The sequence below is a fragment of the Pseudomaricurvus alcaniphilus genome, assembly GCF_011440395.1.
GTDB classification, from domain to species: domain Bacteria; phylum Pseudomonadota; class Gammaproteobacteria; order Pseudomonadales; family Cellvibrionaceae; genus Pseudomaricurvus; species Pseudomaricurvus alcaniphilus.
Genome location: NZ_JAAOIX010000002.1, coordinates 271,748 through 285,352, shown reverse-complemented (window position 1 = coordinate 285,352; position 13,605 = coordinate 271,748). Strand labels below are relative to the sequence as shown.

Here is a 13,605-nt window from a genome sequence, read left to right as displayed (position 1 = left end):
CGTCGACCCCCGTAGCAATACATATCTAACTGGCCCAAACGTAGTTGTGGGAGTAGGGCACTTGCATGCTGGCCTCAACGATGTACTGGGCAAACAGTTTATTGTTCATTTCGCGGTGAAAAAATGCGCGGCCGTTGGCGGCCCAGTGGCGCCGCTTGGCGTCGTCCTGGTGGAATTCCAGTACCTGCGCGGCCAGCTCCTCGGTGGAATTGAAATAGACCAGGCTCTCGTCGGGAAACAGGCTGTCAAATTCGGCCCCGGCGTGGGTAAAGACCAGTAGGCCGTTGCCCGCCATTTGCGCCATGCGCGCCGATGAGTACCAGTGCAGGCCCTCCTGGCGATTCAGGTTCAGGCCCATTTTGCTCTGTGCCAGGGCCTGGTCGTAGTCGCGCCCCCAGACCCCGGCAACGCCAAAACTACCGGGGGTGTAGAGGCGCAGCTTGTCACCCAAGCTGTCGCGCAACTGGCTGACAATTTGGCCGCGATTGGTGTGGGCTTCGGATTTGCTGCAAAAAATCAGGTCGTGCTCGAAGTCGCTCTGTTGCGATACATCAAAGGATTCCACTGCCGGGTCGACCGGGTTGGGCATATGCAACAGGCGCGCGCGCTTGCCGGCATAGCGCTGCAGTTCCCGCTCGCCGGTAGATACAAACATGGCGTCCATGACTTCGCAGCGGTGTTCAATTTTGGCGGAGTTTTCCGGCACAAACAGCGGGTCATTGTTGCAGCCGACGATTACTACGCCGGGGCAGAGGCGACGCATTTCGCTGATGGTCTGGTTGGAGATGATGTCGCAGTGGCCGACGATGATCAGCTCGGGTTGATAGGCTTCAGTGGTCTGCAGCAGTCTCTGGTTGGCCTTTTTCTTGCCGAGGTCGCGAATGCCAAATGGCGCTTCAAAGGCGGCCACATCGCGGTCGCTGAAGGCCTGTACATGGTGGTCGTTCTTGATCAGGCCGTAGTATAACTTGAGCCCCCAGTCGACACGCAGATAGCCGTATTTACGTAGCTGCTGGTGTGAAACGTGTAAAATTCGCATGTATTGTTATCCCGACCCCGTGTGACGCCGCCACATGATAACTGAGGCCGCACTGTCAGTACAGGCGGGCGCCAGTCTAACCTCATGGTCTAACGTCGGGCGGCAAATATTACCGTGTTGTGGTGAGTTATGGTGGCGCGGTTTTCAGGGCGCCGGGCTGCGCTGCCGGTAGCGCCGGTTATCCTGCAGGGCCCTGGTGTAGACTTGCAGGGTGGCACTGGCTTGGTAGTCCAGGGTGAATTGTTCCGCCAAATGGATCTCCGCTCGCCGCAGCAACAGGCTCTGCACTTTGCTGCTCAAGGCCTGGCGATCGCCGAGGGGAACCAGGCCCTCGGGAAAACACGCTCGCAGTGACTCTGCCGGGCCGCCGTAATCGTAACTCACCACCGGTACCCCCAGCGCCAATGCCTCGATCACTGTGCGGCCGAAGGGTTCGGCGTGTTGCGACAGGTTGCAGACCAGCGCCGAGACGGTGTAGATGTTGGCGATGTCGCGGCGATGGCCGAGAAAGGTGATGTGCTCAGCCAGGCCTTTTGCTTGCACCGAATCCTGCAGCTCTTGCAGGTAGTCGTCCTTGCCCGGTGTCGGCCCGCCGACAATCACGCCGTGGCATTCGCTGCCGGCCCGGGTCAGGTCTTCGATCAGCTCAATAAATTGCAGTTGCCCTTTCCAGCGGCTCAGTCGGCCGGGCATCAGGATCAGGGGTTTGCCTTGCAATTGGGGGTGCTCGTTGAACAGTTGCTGTTTCCAATTCGCGGGTGCTTCGAGGCCGGGCCGGAATTCTGCCGTGTTGACACCACGGTGAATGATGGTGATTTTGGCGGGGTCGATCTTCGGGTAGTTGTCGAGGATATAGCTGTGCACACACTGGGAAATGGCAATCACCTGGTCGCCGCAGCCCATAATGGCGCTGTAGGGGCTGACCGAATAGAGGCCGTGAAAGGTGGAGACCAGAGCCGGCCGCTGTTCCGCCGGCAGCTTTTTCAGGGCCAGCCAGGTCATCCAGGCCGGCACTCGCGAGCGCACGTGAATTACGTCCACATCCAGCTCCAGCAGCAATTTGCGCAGCGCGCGGACACGCAGCAGCGAGAACAGGGATTTGCGATGCACCGGGAATTCTACGTGGGTGCTGCCGGCAGCTTGCAGCATTTCAACCATGCTGCCGCCGGAGGACATTACCAGCGACTGGTGGCCGCGCTTGACCAGTTCACCGGCAAAATCCACGGTGCCCCGCTCCACTCCGCCGCTGTTGAGCGCCGGTAAAATCTGCAGTACTTTCATGGCAAGCTGTCAATCATGTGATGGCCCAGGTGGTGGCGAGGTCGAGAGCATAGTGAGGTCGAGTGCATAGTAATGGATCAGCTGGCATCTTGCAGCCACTGGAGAATGTGGGCGGCGGCCCGGTCGGCCTCCTGCAAGGGCGGAAAGCGGGGCGCGGCGGGCAAGCCCTGTTGTTGCAAGTGGCGCAGGGTCAGGACGCGCCCCTCCGCCACCAGGGTATCGAGATTGCGGCTGACCCGACCGGTGCGCTTGCGCGGCACCTCCAGCACACCGACGTTGGCGCCGCTGCTGAGGCTCTCGTAGACCATGGAGACGCTGTCCTCGGTAACCCAGATGCAGCCGGACTCGGCGTAGCGCTGCAGCAGCCACTGGCGATTGGTGTCGGCAAAGGGGACCACCCTGAAATTTGGCCCGCCGAGGGGCTGCAGGGCCTCGGTGAAGGGGGCTGGAGTGCGCCGCGAGGTGGTCAGGGTCCAGTGTATCTGCGGGCACAGCTGCTGCAGCTGTTGCAACTGGGCCAGCATTTCCGGCGCCGACCAGCCGTGGTGTTTGGAGGGGCCGCCCAGCAGGATCAGGCCGCAATCGGCCTGCGGATTGCTGGCCGGCTGAATGGCATTGAGGCTGCCGATGGTATTGAACACGCGGCGGCTCTCCCTGACCCCGTCGTGGCGGGGCAGCACGCATAAATCAAACAGCCAGCGCGGCAACTGGGGCTTGGTCAACACCACCACCTTGCCGCCCTGGTGCCAGCGCAGCTTGAGGGCCGGCCAGTGGGTGTGGCGGCCCACCGCCAGAATCAGGTCGGGCGCTGTGGTGACAGGGGCGGGCTGGTGGATGTGCAGCCACTGCTCTTGTACCTCCACCCGTTTCTTCAAGGCCAGCAACAGGCCCTCGATTTGACTCTTGTGGCCGGGCAGGTCGTCGGTGACGCAGCAAATGGAAATCAACGGGTGGCCCTGGTTGTCGGCATGTTATTGGGAGTGTCAACGTGGATTTGGCCCCCGCCAGGAAACCGGTTGACCGCCACCGGGCTCGCCGGTGAGTGCGCCAGCAGGATAAACGACCACCCTGGAGCTGTCCAGAAATGGCTGGCGGCAAGCGGTTGCCGGGAAATGCCAGCCCGTAAATACCGCTGGCGGGTTCTGTGGAAAAGCGACTGTGGTAAGCTTCGCCCCCTGACCCACATCGCCACCAACACAGCCCCGAGCCCATGCGTTTTCTCTACACACTGGTATTCTATCTGTCCCTGCCGCTGGTGCTGCTGCGGCTCTTGTGGCGCGCGCGCAAGGCGCCGGCCTACGCCAGTCGCTGGGGTGAGCGCTTCGGCCTGGTGCCGGCCCGAACGGACTCGCGCCCGGCCATCTGGCTGCACGCGGTATCGGTGGGCGAGACCATAGCGGCGCTGCCGTTGCTGCAACAGCTGCAGCAGCGCTACCCGGATTGGCAGTTGCTGGTGACCTCTACCACCCCGACCGGCTCCGCGCGGGTGGCCGCGGCCTTCGGCGATTCGGTGTTGCACGTCTATAGCCCCTACGACCTGCCGGATTGTGTCGGGCGATTCCTGCGGCGCATGCGTCCGGCGCTGGCAATTATTATGGAGACCGAACTCTGGCCCAATACCATTGCCGCCTGTCGCTCGGCGGGGGTGCCGGTGCTGGTCGCCAATGCCCGCCTGTCCCAGAAATCGGCGGCGGGTTATGGCCGCGTGGCCGGCTTGAGTCGCGCCATGCTGGAAGCGATAACGGTGATCGCCGCCCAGAGCGAGGCCGATGCCGAGCGCTTTCGCGAGCTGGGTGCCAGCTGCGTCGCCGTGACCGGCAATATCAAGTTTGACCTGCAGATAGAGCCGAGCCAGCAGCAATTGGCTGAGCGCTATCGGCAACGCTGGCAGTCCGGCGGCGGGCGGCCGGTATTGCTCGCCGCCAGTACCCATGAGGGAGAGGACGAGCGCCTGCTGCAGAGCTTTAGCTTAATGCTGGAGCACCACCCGCAATTGCTGCTGGTGCTGGTGCCACGCCATCCCGAGCGCTTTGGCCGGGTGCAAATGCTGGCGGAGCAGGCGTTCAAGGTGCAATTGCACAGTCGCGCCGAGCCGCTCGCCGCCACTACCCAGGTGCTGATTGGTGACAGCATGGGCGAGCTGATGGCGTTGCTCGGGGCCAGCGACCTGGTGTTTATGGGGGGCACCTGGGTGGAGAACGGCGGTCACAATTTTATTGAGCCCGCCGCTTGGGGCAAGCCCATTTTCAGCGGCCCTTCACTGTACAATTTTGCCGAGGTATCGCGATTGTTGCTGGCGGCAGGCGGGTTGCGCCTGGTGCAGTCGCCGGCGGAACTGGCCGGGCAGGTGGGACAACTACTGGATGATCCCCAGCAGGCGCAGCAGATGGGAGCTGCCGCGCGCACTGTGGCCACGGATAACCGCGGTGCGCTGGCGCGGCTGCTGCTGCAGATCGACCAGTTGCTGGTCAAGTGAAGGCGCCGGCCCGCGGGCCGGCGCCTGGCGACGAACGCTTTTGGCTGTGGTGTCTATTCGTATTTGGCGCGCAGCACCGGGGCGCCGTCATCGAGCCACTGGTTCAGCTGCAGCAAGTCGGCCGGAGTGAGGTTGCCGGCAACTTCTTTCAAGCGCAGCATATCGAGCACATAGTTGTAGCGACTCTCATCGTAGGCGCGCTGGGCCTGGTACAGGTTGCGCTGGGCAACCAGCACATCGACCAGGTTGCGGGTACCCACATCGTAGCCGGCCTGGGTGGCTTCAAGGGCACTCTGGCTGGATCGGATGGCCTGGTTGAGGGCGTTGACCTGGGCGACGTTGGTCACTACTGAAACGTGCAGGGAGCGCGCGCCCTGGATAATGTCGCGCTGGGTTTTCTGGTATTGCTCCTGCGCCTGGATCTTTTGCTGTTGCGCCTGGCGGCGCTCACCGGAGACGCCAAGACCGCTGAAGATAGGTACGTCCAGCTGCACGGCGATGGTGGACTGGTCGGTAAAGCGTGAGTCGTTGTCGGAGATCGAGCCTGAGCTGCTGGTGATGTCGCTGTTGGTATCGTCGTAGTCGACGTACTGCAGTGAGGCAGTCAGGGTCGGCAGGTGGCCGGAGGCCTTGGCGCGAGCGTTTTGTTTGGCGGCGGCGGAGTTCAGCTCGGCGACCTTGAGCAGGTAGTTGTTTTGCAGGGCGAACTCTACCCACTGGTGGCGATCGGTGGGCTGGGGTTTGCTGACCGGGAAGGTATCCACCAGCGGCGCGACCATGGCGTGGCTGCGACCAGTGAGCACCTCCAGTTCTTCAAAGGCAATGCCAAGGGCGCCCTGGGCCTGGAGGGTGGCGGCGTTGGCGCTGTCGAAGGCGGCCTGGGCTTCGTGCACGTCAGTGATGGCGGTCAGGCCCACTTCGAAGCGCTGGTTGGTCTGCTCCAGTTGGTGGCTGAGGGCCTTCTCCTCGGCCAGTGCTGTCTCCATGTTGTCAACGGCACGCAACACGTTAAAGTAGGCCTCGGCCACCCGGATGATCAGGGACTGCTGATCGGCACTGAATTGCGCCTCGGCCAGGGCGCTGAGACTGACGCCTTGCTTGTAGCCGAACCAGGCGGCCATATTCAGCAGCGGTTGGGTCAGGGTCACACTGTAGGTCTCACTGTGTACATCGCCCCTGGCGTCGTTGAATGCCTGGTTGCTTTGCCGGCCGCTGAAGTCGTAATCGGTTTCAGAGTAGCTGGCGCTGCCATTGATCTGGGGCAGCAGGCGGGCGCGGCTGATGGTAAGGTTTTCCAGTCCGGCTCTGTAGTTGGCGGTATCGGCCTTTAACTGGTGGTCGTTATCCAGCGCCAGGGTATAGATTTCCTGCAGGTTTTCAGTGTGGCCCAGTGATGACCACAGGCTGAGGGTGCCCAGCAATAGAGAGAGGGGCAGGTGTCTTTTTGACATTGGAAGTCCTTGCTTTGAAAAAGGGGGCTTATAACTCGATAGCTCACAATTGGGAAGTGTAGCTGCTGTGTTACGGAGCGTCGACCTGAGACTGGTCATAAGGGGGTAAAATTGTGTTAAAAGATGAGAACAGTTTGGGGGCAGGATATGAGTAGCGATATTGACGGGGCAGAATTCGGGGCCAGTGACGTTGAAGTCCTGGCGCGCGAGCCACTTTACCGCGGCTTTTTCCGCATGGAGCTACTGCGTTACAAACACCGTAAATACGCCAGTGGCTGGAGCTCGGTAGTGACCCGGGAGTTGCTCTACCGGGGCCAGGCCGTGGGTGCCCTGCTGTACGACCCGGTGACCGACCGAGTGGGCCTGGTGGAACAGATTCGGCCCGGCACCCTAGAGGCGGAGAGTGGCCCCTGGTGCCTGGAGGTGGTGGCGGGCATTATGGAAAGCGGTGAAACCGCCGAGGCGGTGGCCTGGCGGGAAATCCAGGAGGAGGCGGGCCTGGTGCCGGTTAGCCTCGAGTATATCTGTGAGTACTATCCCTCGCCGGGCGGCTGCGATGAGCATATGCACCTCTACTGCGGGCTGGCGTCACTGGCTGGAGTGGATGGCGAGTTGCACGGCCTCGACAGTGAGGAAGAGGATATTCGCCTGCTGACGTTTCCGGTTGAGGAAGTGTTTGGCGCACTCTACAGCGGCCGCTTTAACAACGCGGCCACACTGATCGCACTGCAGTGGTTGCAGCTTAATATCCAGCGCTTGCGCGCCCAGGGCCTGCCCGAATAAAGCGGGCGGGGGGATTATTTTCCCGATTTGCGACAAAATGCACTTGCGGCGCGGCGGTACAACACTTTAAATAGCCAATGCAGTGAATCGATTAACAGTTTTACAACTGCCTTTGGGGGCATAATGACGGCAGGTCGGGTCAGCGGGCGCGTTGCATCGCGTTACAAGGTCAATCTCGGTGAGCAAATTGCTTGCTGCGAGGCCAATTACGCGCGCCTGTTAAAGCTGATGCCCGAATTTGAGGGGCTCGATGAGTGGCAGTACGCGGTTCAATCCGGTGCCAAAGCCTGGCGAATTCGCCTGCGGGTGACGGAGCGGGCGCCCTACACCACGATGCTGGAAGTCTACCAAGAGGATGAGCTCAAGCATTGGGGTGGCTCGCCGAAGCTGCAAATCCGGCTCTACCACGATGCCCAGCTGGCGGAAGTGATCGCCTGGCATCAGCATCGTCGCTTGCGACCGAGGTACGATTACCCCAATCGCAAAATGTACCAGCAGGATGAAAAGGCACAGATGAACCGGTTTTTACGCGACTGGTTGATTCACAGCCAGGCCAATGGGCAGGTGCGGGAAGCGGTTGGTTTGTCCTCGGATTAACCCGCCCGACGTGCCCAGGCCGAGCCTGTGGCGCCAGTAAACAGATAAAACGACCACAGCCCGCCAGGGTTGCTCGGCCGCAGCGGCGAAGGTCCGGGCGGTTAGACATAAGCCTGATCAAATGCGAGTAGCACGTGCCAAGTAACGACAAGCCAGCCAGCATCCGCCTGATTCAGATCACCGATTGCCACCTCGGCGAAGAGCCTGATAGCGAGCTGCTGGGCTTGAATACCGATGAAAGTCTCGACGACGTATTGCACTTGCTCACTGCCACCGAGCAGCGCATCGATATGGTGGTCGCCAGCGGCGATATTGCCAGTGGGGCCCACGCGGCAGCTTACCAGCGCTTTCCCTCCACCGTGCGCGCCAGTATCGCGGCGCCCCTGGCCTGGTTGCCCGGCAACCACGACCAGCGCGACATGATGCGGAGCGCGGCGGGCGATCACGTGTTGATGGATTATTGCGAGCTGCCGCACTGGCAAATCATACTGCTCGACTCCAGTGTGCCGGGGTATGAGCACGGCGACCTGGAGGAGGGAGAGTTCCTGCGCCTGCGCCAGTACCTGGAGGCTTGCAACAAACCGGCACTGGTGTTTGTCCACCACCAGCCGCTGCCGGTGGGGAGCCACTGGATAGACCAATACGTCATTCGCAAGGGCCAGCAGTTGCTCGATACCCTGGCCACCTACAGCCAGGTCAAGGCCCTGGTGTGGGGACACGTGCACCAGGAATTCAACGGTCACTTCAGCCACTTCCAATTGCTCGCCACGCCGTCGACTTGTATCCAGTTCAAGCCGGGCAGCTACGATTTTGCCCTCGACGACTGCATGCCGGGCTATCGCTGGTTTGAGCTGGGCAACGACGGTGAATTTACCACCGGGGTGGAGCGGGTAGCCGAGAAACACTACGGCATCGATTTCCAGTCGCTGGGGTATTAGCACCCGGATGGCGGCTATTGTTTATATACACGGTTTTTTAAGCTCGCCCGGTTCCGTCAAGGCCGAGCAGACCCGTGCCTGGCTGCGTGAGCAGCGGCCGGATGTGCGCTATTACTGCCCCTACCTGAGCCCCTACCCGGAGCAGACCCAAACCCAGCTACTGGACCTGTTGGCCACCATCGATGACCCGGATATCGGCCTGATCGGCAGCTCCCTGGGTGGTTTCTGGTCCACCTGGCTGGTGGAAAAGCTCGGTCTGCGGGCGGTACTGATCAACCCGTCGGTGAGCCCGCACCTGTTGATCGAGCGGGTCAAGGATATACCGCAACACAATTACCACACCCGTGACAGCTATGTCATGACCAGCGCCCACGCGGCCCAGTTCCGCGCCCTCGAGCCGGAGGTTTTGCAGTATCCGCAGCACTATTGGTTACTGGCCCAGGAGGGCGATGAAACCCTGGATTACCGCCAGGCGGTGCGCCGCTACCGCGGTTGCCGGCAGACCATCGAACCCGGCGGTGACCACGCCTTCCAGGGCTACGTCGACAAACTGCCTGCCATCGTCGAGTTTTTATTGCCGCCAGTCGCAGGTTAAACTCGGCGGCGCTGTCTTGGCAGTGTATGCGGCCGGCTTAATGTGGTACAAAAGGCCACCCAAAAAGCACCCCGGGTGTTGGCGCTGACCATGGTCGGTTATTGCCCTCGCGCCGGTTGCAATTCCTCCAGTTCAAATAACACCAGAGCAGTATGGCTAATTACACCGCAGAAGATATTGAAGTATTGACCGGGCTGGACCCGGTCCGCAAACGCCCGGGCATGTACACCGAAACCACGCGCCCCAACCACCTGGCCCAGGAAGTGATCGACAACAGTGTCGACGAGGCGCTGGCCGGTCACGCCAAACACATCGACGTGATCCTGCACAAGGATCAGTCCCTGACCTGCTCCGACGATGGTCGCGGCATGCCGGTGGATATCCACCCGGAACAGGGCAAGCCGGGGGTGGAAGTGATTCTCTCGACGCTGCACGCCGGCGGCAAGTTCTCCAAGGACAACTACCAGTTTTCCGGCGGTCTGCACGGCGTCGGCGTATCGGTGGTCAACGCTCTCTCGAAAGAGTTGGAAGTGACCATCAAGCGCGACGGCCAGGTGCATCGAATCCTGTTTGCCAACGGCGAGAAAACCCGCGACCTGGAAGTGATCGACACTTGCGGCAAGCGCAATACCGGCACCAGTGTGCGCTTCCTGCCCGACCCGAAGTATTTTGATTCGAACAAGTTTTCCGTCTCCCGCCTGCGCCACGTATTGCGCGCCAAGGCGGTGCTCTGTCCCGGGTTACGGGTGACCTTCAAGGACGAGCAGAGCGGCGAAGCCGACGAGTGGTATTACGAAGACGGCCTTAAGGACTATCTACTGGCCGCCACCAACGGTTGGGACAGCTTGCCCGCCAGCCCGTTTATCGGCAGCTTTGCCGGTACCTCCGACGCCGCCGACTGGGCGGTGCAGTGGCTGCCGGAGGGCGGCGAACTGATCCAGGAGAGCTACGTCAACCTGATTCCCACCGCCCAGGGTGGCACCCACGTCAACGGCCTGCGCACCGGCCTGCTGGAAGCGCTGCGGGAATACTGCGAGTTCCGCAGCCTGCTGCCGCGGGGCGTGAAGCTGACCCCGGAAGACATCTGGGCCAACTGCTGTTATGTGCTGTCGTCCAAACTCTCCGACCCGCAGTTTTCCGGCCAGACCAAGGAGCGCCTGTCGTCCCGGGAGGCGGCGGCGTTTGTCTCCGGCGTGGCCAAGGATGCCTTCAGCCTGTGGCTCAACCAGCACACCGAAGAGGGTGACAAGCTGGCGGAGTTCTGTATCAGCAACGCCCAGAAGCGGGTCCGCTCGAGCAAGAAAATAGCCCGTAAAAAAGTGACCCAGGGGCCGGCCCTGCCGGGCAAACTGGCGGACTGTTCCTCCGGTGAACCGGAGCGGGGTGAGCTGTTCCTGGTGGAGGGTGACTCCGCCGGCGGCTCCGCCAAACAGGCCCGCGATCGCGAATTCCAGGCCATCCTGCCGCTGCGCGGCAAGATCCTCAATAGCTGGGAAGTGGACAGCCAGGAAGTGCTGGGCTCCCAGGAAATCCACGACATTTCCGTGGCCCTGGGGGTGGACCCGGGCTCGGACAACCTCGACAACCTGCGCTACCACAAGGTCTGCATCCTCGCCGATGCCGACTCCGATGGCCTGCACATCGCCACCCTGATCTGCGCCCTGTTCGTGCGTCACTTCCGCCCCATCGTCACCGCCGGTCACGTCTACGTGGCCATGCCCCCTCTGTACCGCATCGATATCGGCAAGGACGTCTACTACGCCCTCGACGACGCCGAGAAAGACGGGGTGATCGAGCGCATCAAGGCGGAGAACAAGAAGGGTAAAATCAGCGTCCAGCGCTTTAAAGGGTTGGGTGAAATGAACCCCTTACAGCTGCGCGAAACCACCATGGCCCCGGACACCCGCCGCCTGGTGCAGCTGTCCATCGATGTCGGCGACGACACCAACCAGATACTGGATATGCTGCTGGGTAAAAAGCGCGCCTCCGACAGGAAGAGCTGGCTGGAGGAGAAGGGTAATTTGGCGACTACTGCGGCGGTGGTGGGAATGCCTTAGCCGTGGCTCAGAGCGGATTGCAGTTTGAAGCCAAGGGCTTGAGGTTGGCATAGCGTGAAAGTGGGGGCGCAAGCCCCATATGCCTGTGCCGCCTTCAGCCACGGTGCCTATAGTTGATAATCAGCAGCAGGGTTAATCAGTTTTCGGTTTCGTAAAGTGGCGAGCTTGAAGTAAGTGAATGGCGGTAGATCAGACAGAGACACGGGCCTTAAGCAGTTTATTGGCTACGAAATCAAAGGTTTACTGCGGATGTCATAGCGAGCTTGCTGATATTTGATGCATTTACAAAGGGGGCGGGCCTAAAAAATGAAGGGTTGTAAAGTTATAACTTGACAGAACTTGACAGGCGCATATACTTCGCGCATGCAAAAGAGACTTAATACAGATAGAGCGCAGGCCGCAATTGGTAAGGCAGGGCTAACCCAGACTGCCGTAGCTGATGCTTTAGGCGTTACAAAAGAAGCCGTTTCCCAATGGCTTTTGCACAAGTCTTTTCCTCGTCCCAATAAGCTTCTCCAATTAGGCAAATTGCTGAATCTCTCCTTTGATGATTTGGTTATCAAAGAAGATCCGTATGCCCCAAAAGTGGCATTCCGTAAAATGCGCGGTACCAAAACCAAGGATCACCACATCGAGAAAGCGCAAGAGATTGGTCGCTTTTTGCGTCACCTCGTGCCCTATTTGCCGTTTGACACCTTTGAAATGCCGCCGGTACTCAAGTCGCCGAGCTGTGATTATGACTATCTTCGAACGGTAACAGCGAAAGTTAGAGAAGATATTAATCTCGGCCCGGTGGAGTGTGTGGATTTCACGCATTTGATTCGCCGCTTCAGCGAACTACAGGCCGTTGTGGTCCCAGTTATGTGGGGGGCAAAGCAGCGTCATGAAAATGCGGTGCACATACACCTTCCTGACTCGGGCAGCACATGGGTTTACCTGAATCTGAATACCAATATCCATGACTTCAAGTTCTGGATGGCACATGAGTTGGGGCACTGCCTTTCGCCAAGCCTTGAGGGTGATGATGCGGAAGACTTCGCCGATGCTTTTGCCGCGAGCTTGCTTTACCCTCATGAATTAGCAGAGCAGGCCTACGAAGCGTTGGTTAAAAAACCGTCGATTGCTGCAAGGATCAATACGTTAAAGCAGATGGCAGAGCAGCAGGTAATTTCCCCAAATACTATCCTTCAGCAAGTTAACAAGTACGCCAAGCGGCTTGATAGAGCTGAAATTAAAATGGGTAATTCCTTCTTTGGTGCGGTAACCAAATTTAACCAGCAATTCCTAAATCTCAGCGAAGCCCTGTTCGGTGATAATGAGCTGGACGAATACGGCAAGCCAAGCGCGCGAGACTACATCGAAAAAGTAGAAGGCGCTTTCGAAACTCCTTTCTTCGATATGCTTCGACAATATCTGAAAGAGCACGATAAAGGGCCAGGTTATGTTCAAACTGTGCTGGATATGCCACTCCTCGATGCACGGAGTATCCACGCAGAGTTGACCTGATGCCGCAATCGAAAATCCTCGTTGATACCAACGCCTACCTAAGGTTGGCCAAAACCATACGCCCCTTACTGTTCGTGCCCTTTGGTGACAACGAGTATTGCCTGTACATTCTACCTGAACTGAATGACGAGCTCGGTACCAGAAAGCTGCAAAGTAAGTTCCCATGGGTGGATGACGAGGAATTCGCCGAGAATCGCAAACACTTCCCCCAAATCGGCAAGAAGCAAAAGAAATCCATTCAGCAAACCTTCGAATACGTATGGGATCATGTACAAACTGAATTGCCCGGGCCGTCCCGTGTTGATGCCTGGTATATCGCCTATGCATTGGAGTTGGGTGTTCCGGTCGTGACGGACGATCAGGATATGACCGAGCTGGCTAAAGCCTTCGATGCGCGAGTCATGCCGACCTTAGAGCTGCTCAAAATCATGCTGGATTGCGGCCATACAGACATGAAAACCATCAATGGCCTGGTCGAATACTGGAAGTACTTTTCAGACATGCCTGCCAACTTCAAGGCCGACTACCAGCGCCTGTTTGGCGATCAATAAGCCTGAAAACCGTTCTTACTTGATCTCTCTCCCAGATCCTATATATTGACAGTCTTGTACTTTTTCGACACCTCCGACATAGTTGAGATATCTCGTCATGAGTGATCCTATATTGACCATCAAAGACGTGGCCGATTACCTCAAGGTGAATGAACGGACCATATACCGTCTGGCCGCAAGTGGTGAACTACCGGGCTTTAAAGTGGGTAACTCCTGGCGGTTCAAGCAGAGCGAGCTGGAGCAATACATCGCCGCCCAGCACAACCGCGCCGGTGTCAGCGAAGCAATGAAATCAGCAAACAGTAAATCAGAAGATAACTAGGAATCCGGC

Annotated in this window: 13 protein-coding genes; 9 read left to right on the top strand and 4 right to left on the bottom strand. The window is 59.2% G+C overall.

Features of this window, described 5'->3' with window-relative positions; all coding sequences use genetic code 11:
* Positions 1 to 25: 25 nt before the first annotated feature.
* From G8764_RS07325 to G8764_RS07315, 3 genes are all read right to left on the bottom strand, one after another.
* The gene (locus G8764_RS07325; protein WP_166163655.1) at positions 26 to 1,039 is read right to left on the bottom strand and encodes a glycosyltransferase family protein; all 1,014 of its coding nucleotides are present in this window, start codon (positions 1,037 to 1,039) and stop codon (positions 26 to 28) included.
* Between the two features lie 144 nt (positions 1,040 to 1,183).
* Positions 1,184 to 2,320: a glycosyltransferase family 4 protein gene (locus tag G8764_RS07320; RefSeq protein WP_166163653.1), complete on the bottom strand. Its 1,137-nt coding sequence runs from the start codon at positions 2,318 to 2,320 to the stop codon at positions 1,184 to 1,186.
* Between the two features lie 77 nt (positions 2,321 to 2,397).
* Positions 2,398 to 3,267: a mitochondrial fission ELM1 family protein gene (locus G8764_RS07315; protein WP_166163651.1), complete on the bottom strand. Its 870-nt coding sequence runs from the start codon at positions 3,265 to 3,267 to the stop codon at positions 2,398 to 2,400.
* Positions 3,268 to 3,530: 263 nt separating this feature from the next.
* Here G8764_RS07315 and waaA point away from each other — a divergent pair, with 263 nt between their 5' ends.
* Positions 3,531 to 4,796: a lipid IV(A) 3-deoxy-D-manno-octulosonic acid transferase gene (gene waaA / locus G8764_RS07310; protein WP_166163649.1), complete on the top strand. Its 1,266-nt coding sequence runs from the start codon at positions 3,531 to 3,533 to the stop codon at positions 4,794 to 4,796.
* 53 nt (positions 4,797 to 4,849) lie between these two features.
* On the opposite strand, the gene G8764_RS07305 is transcribed toward waaA, so the two are convergent.
* The gene (locus tag G8764_RS07305; RefSeq protein ID WP_166163647.1) at positions 4,850 to 6,247 is read right to left on the bottom strand and encodes a TolC family outer membrane protein; all 1,398 of its coding nucleotides are present in this window, start codon (positions 6,245 to 6,247) and stop codon (positions 4,850 to 4,852) included.
* A gap of 147 nt (positions 6,248 to 6,394) precedes the next feature.
* On the opposite strand from G8764_RS07305, the gene G8764_RS07300 reads away from it, so the two are divergent.
* The 8 genes from G8764_RS07300 (at position 6,395) to G8764_RS07265 (ending at position 13,596) form a co-directional block, all read left to right on the top strand.
* Positions 6,395 to 7,030, top strand: coding sequence for an NUDIX domain-containing protein (locus tag G8764_RS07300; RefSeq protein ID WP_166163645.1), 636 nt, complete (start codon positions 6,395 to 6,397; stop codon positions 7,028 to 7,030).
* Between the two features lie 123 nt (positions 7,031 to 7,153).
* Positions 7,154 to 7,627 carry a DUF1249 domain-containing protein gene (locus G8764_RS07295; protein WP_166163643.1) on the top strand — a complete coding sequence of 158 codons (474 nt, stop codon included), beginning with the start codon at positions 7,154 to 7,156 and terminating at the stop codon, positions 7,625 to 7,627.
* Positions 7,628 to 7,761: 134 nt separating this feature from the next.
* Positions 7,762 to 8,565, top strand: coding sequence for a 3',5'-cyclic-AMP phosphodiesterase (gene cpdA / locus G8764_RS07290; protein ID WP_166163641.1), 804 nt, complete (start codon positions 7,762 to 7,764; stop codon positions 8,563 to 8,565).
* Positions 8,566 to 8,572: 7 nt separating this feature from the next.
* Positions 8,573 to 9,160 (top strand): YqiA/YcfP family alpha/beta fold hydrolase, encoded by a 588-nt coding sequence (locus tag G8764_RS07285; protein ID WP_166163639.1) that lies wholly within the window; start codon positions 8,573 to 8,575, stop codon positions 9,158 to 9,160.
* A 152-nt stretch (positions 9,161 to 9,312) separates the two neighbouring features.
* Complete coding sequence (parE, locus tag G8764_RS07280) at positions 9,313 to 11,217, top strand: DNA topoisomerase IV subunit B (RefSeq protein ID WP_166163637.1); 1,905 nt, start codon at positions 9,313 to 9,315, stop codon at positions 11,215 to 11,217.
* Between the two features lie 363 nt (positions 11,218 to 11,580).
* Positions 11,581 to 12,723: a helix-turn-helix domain-containing protein gene (locus G8764_RS07275; RefSeq protein WP_166163635.1), complete on the top strand. Its 1,143-nt coding sequence runs from the start codon at positions 11,581 to 11,583 to the stop codon at positions 12,721 to 12,723.
* Positions 12,723 to 13,274: a PIN domain-containing protein gene (locus G8764_RS07270; protein ID WP_166163633.1), complete on the top strand. Its 552-nt coding sequence runs from the start codon at positions 12,723 to 12,725 to the stop codon at positions 13,272 to 13,274. Before G8764_RS07275 ends, G8764_RS07270 begins: the two co-directional genes overlap by 1 nt.
* Positions 13,275 to 13,371: 97 nt before the next feature.
* The gene (locus tag G8764_RS07265; protein ID WP_166163631.1) at positions 13,372 to 13,596 is read left to right on the top strand and encodes a helix-turn-helix domain-containing protein; all 225 of its coding nucleotides are present in this window, start codon (positions 13,372 to 13,374) and stop codon (positions 13,594 to 13,596) included.
* Positions 13,597 to 13,605 lie beyond the last annotated feature (9 nt).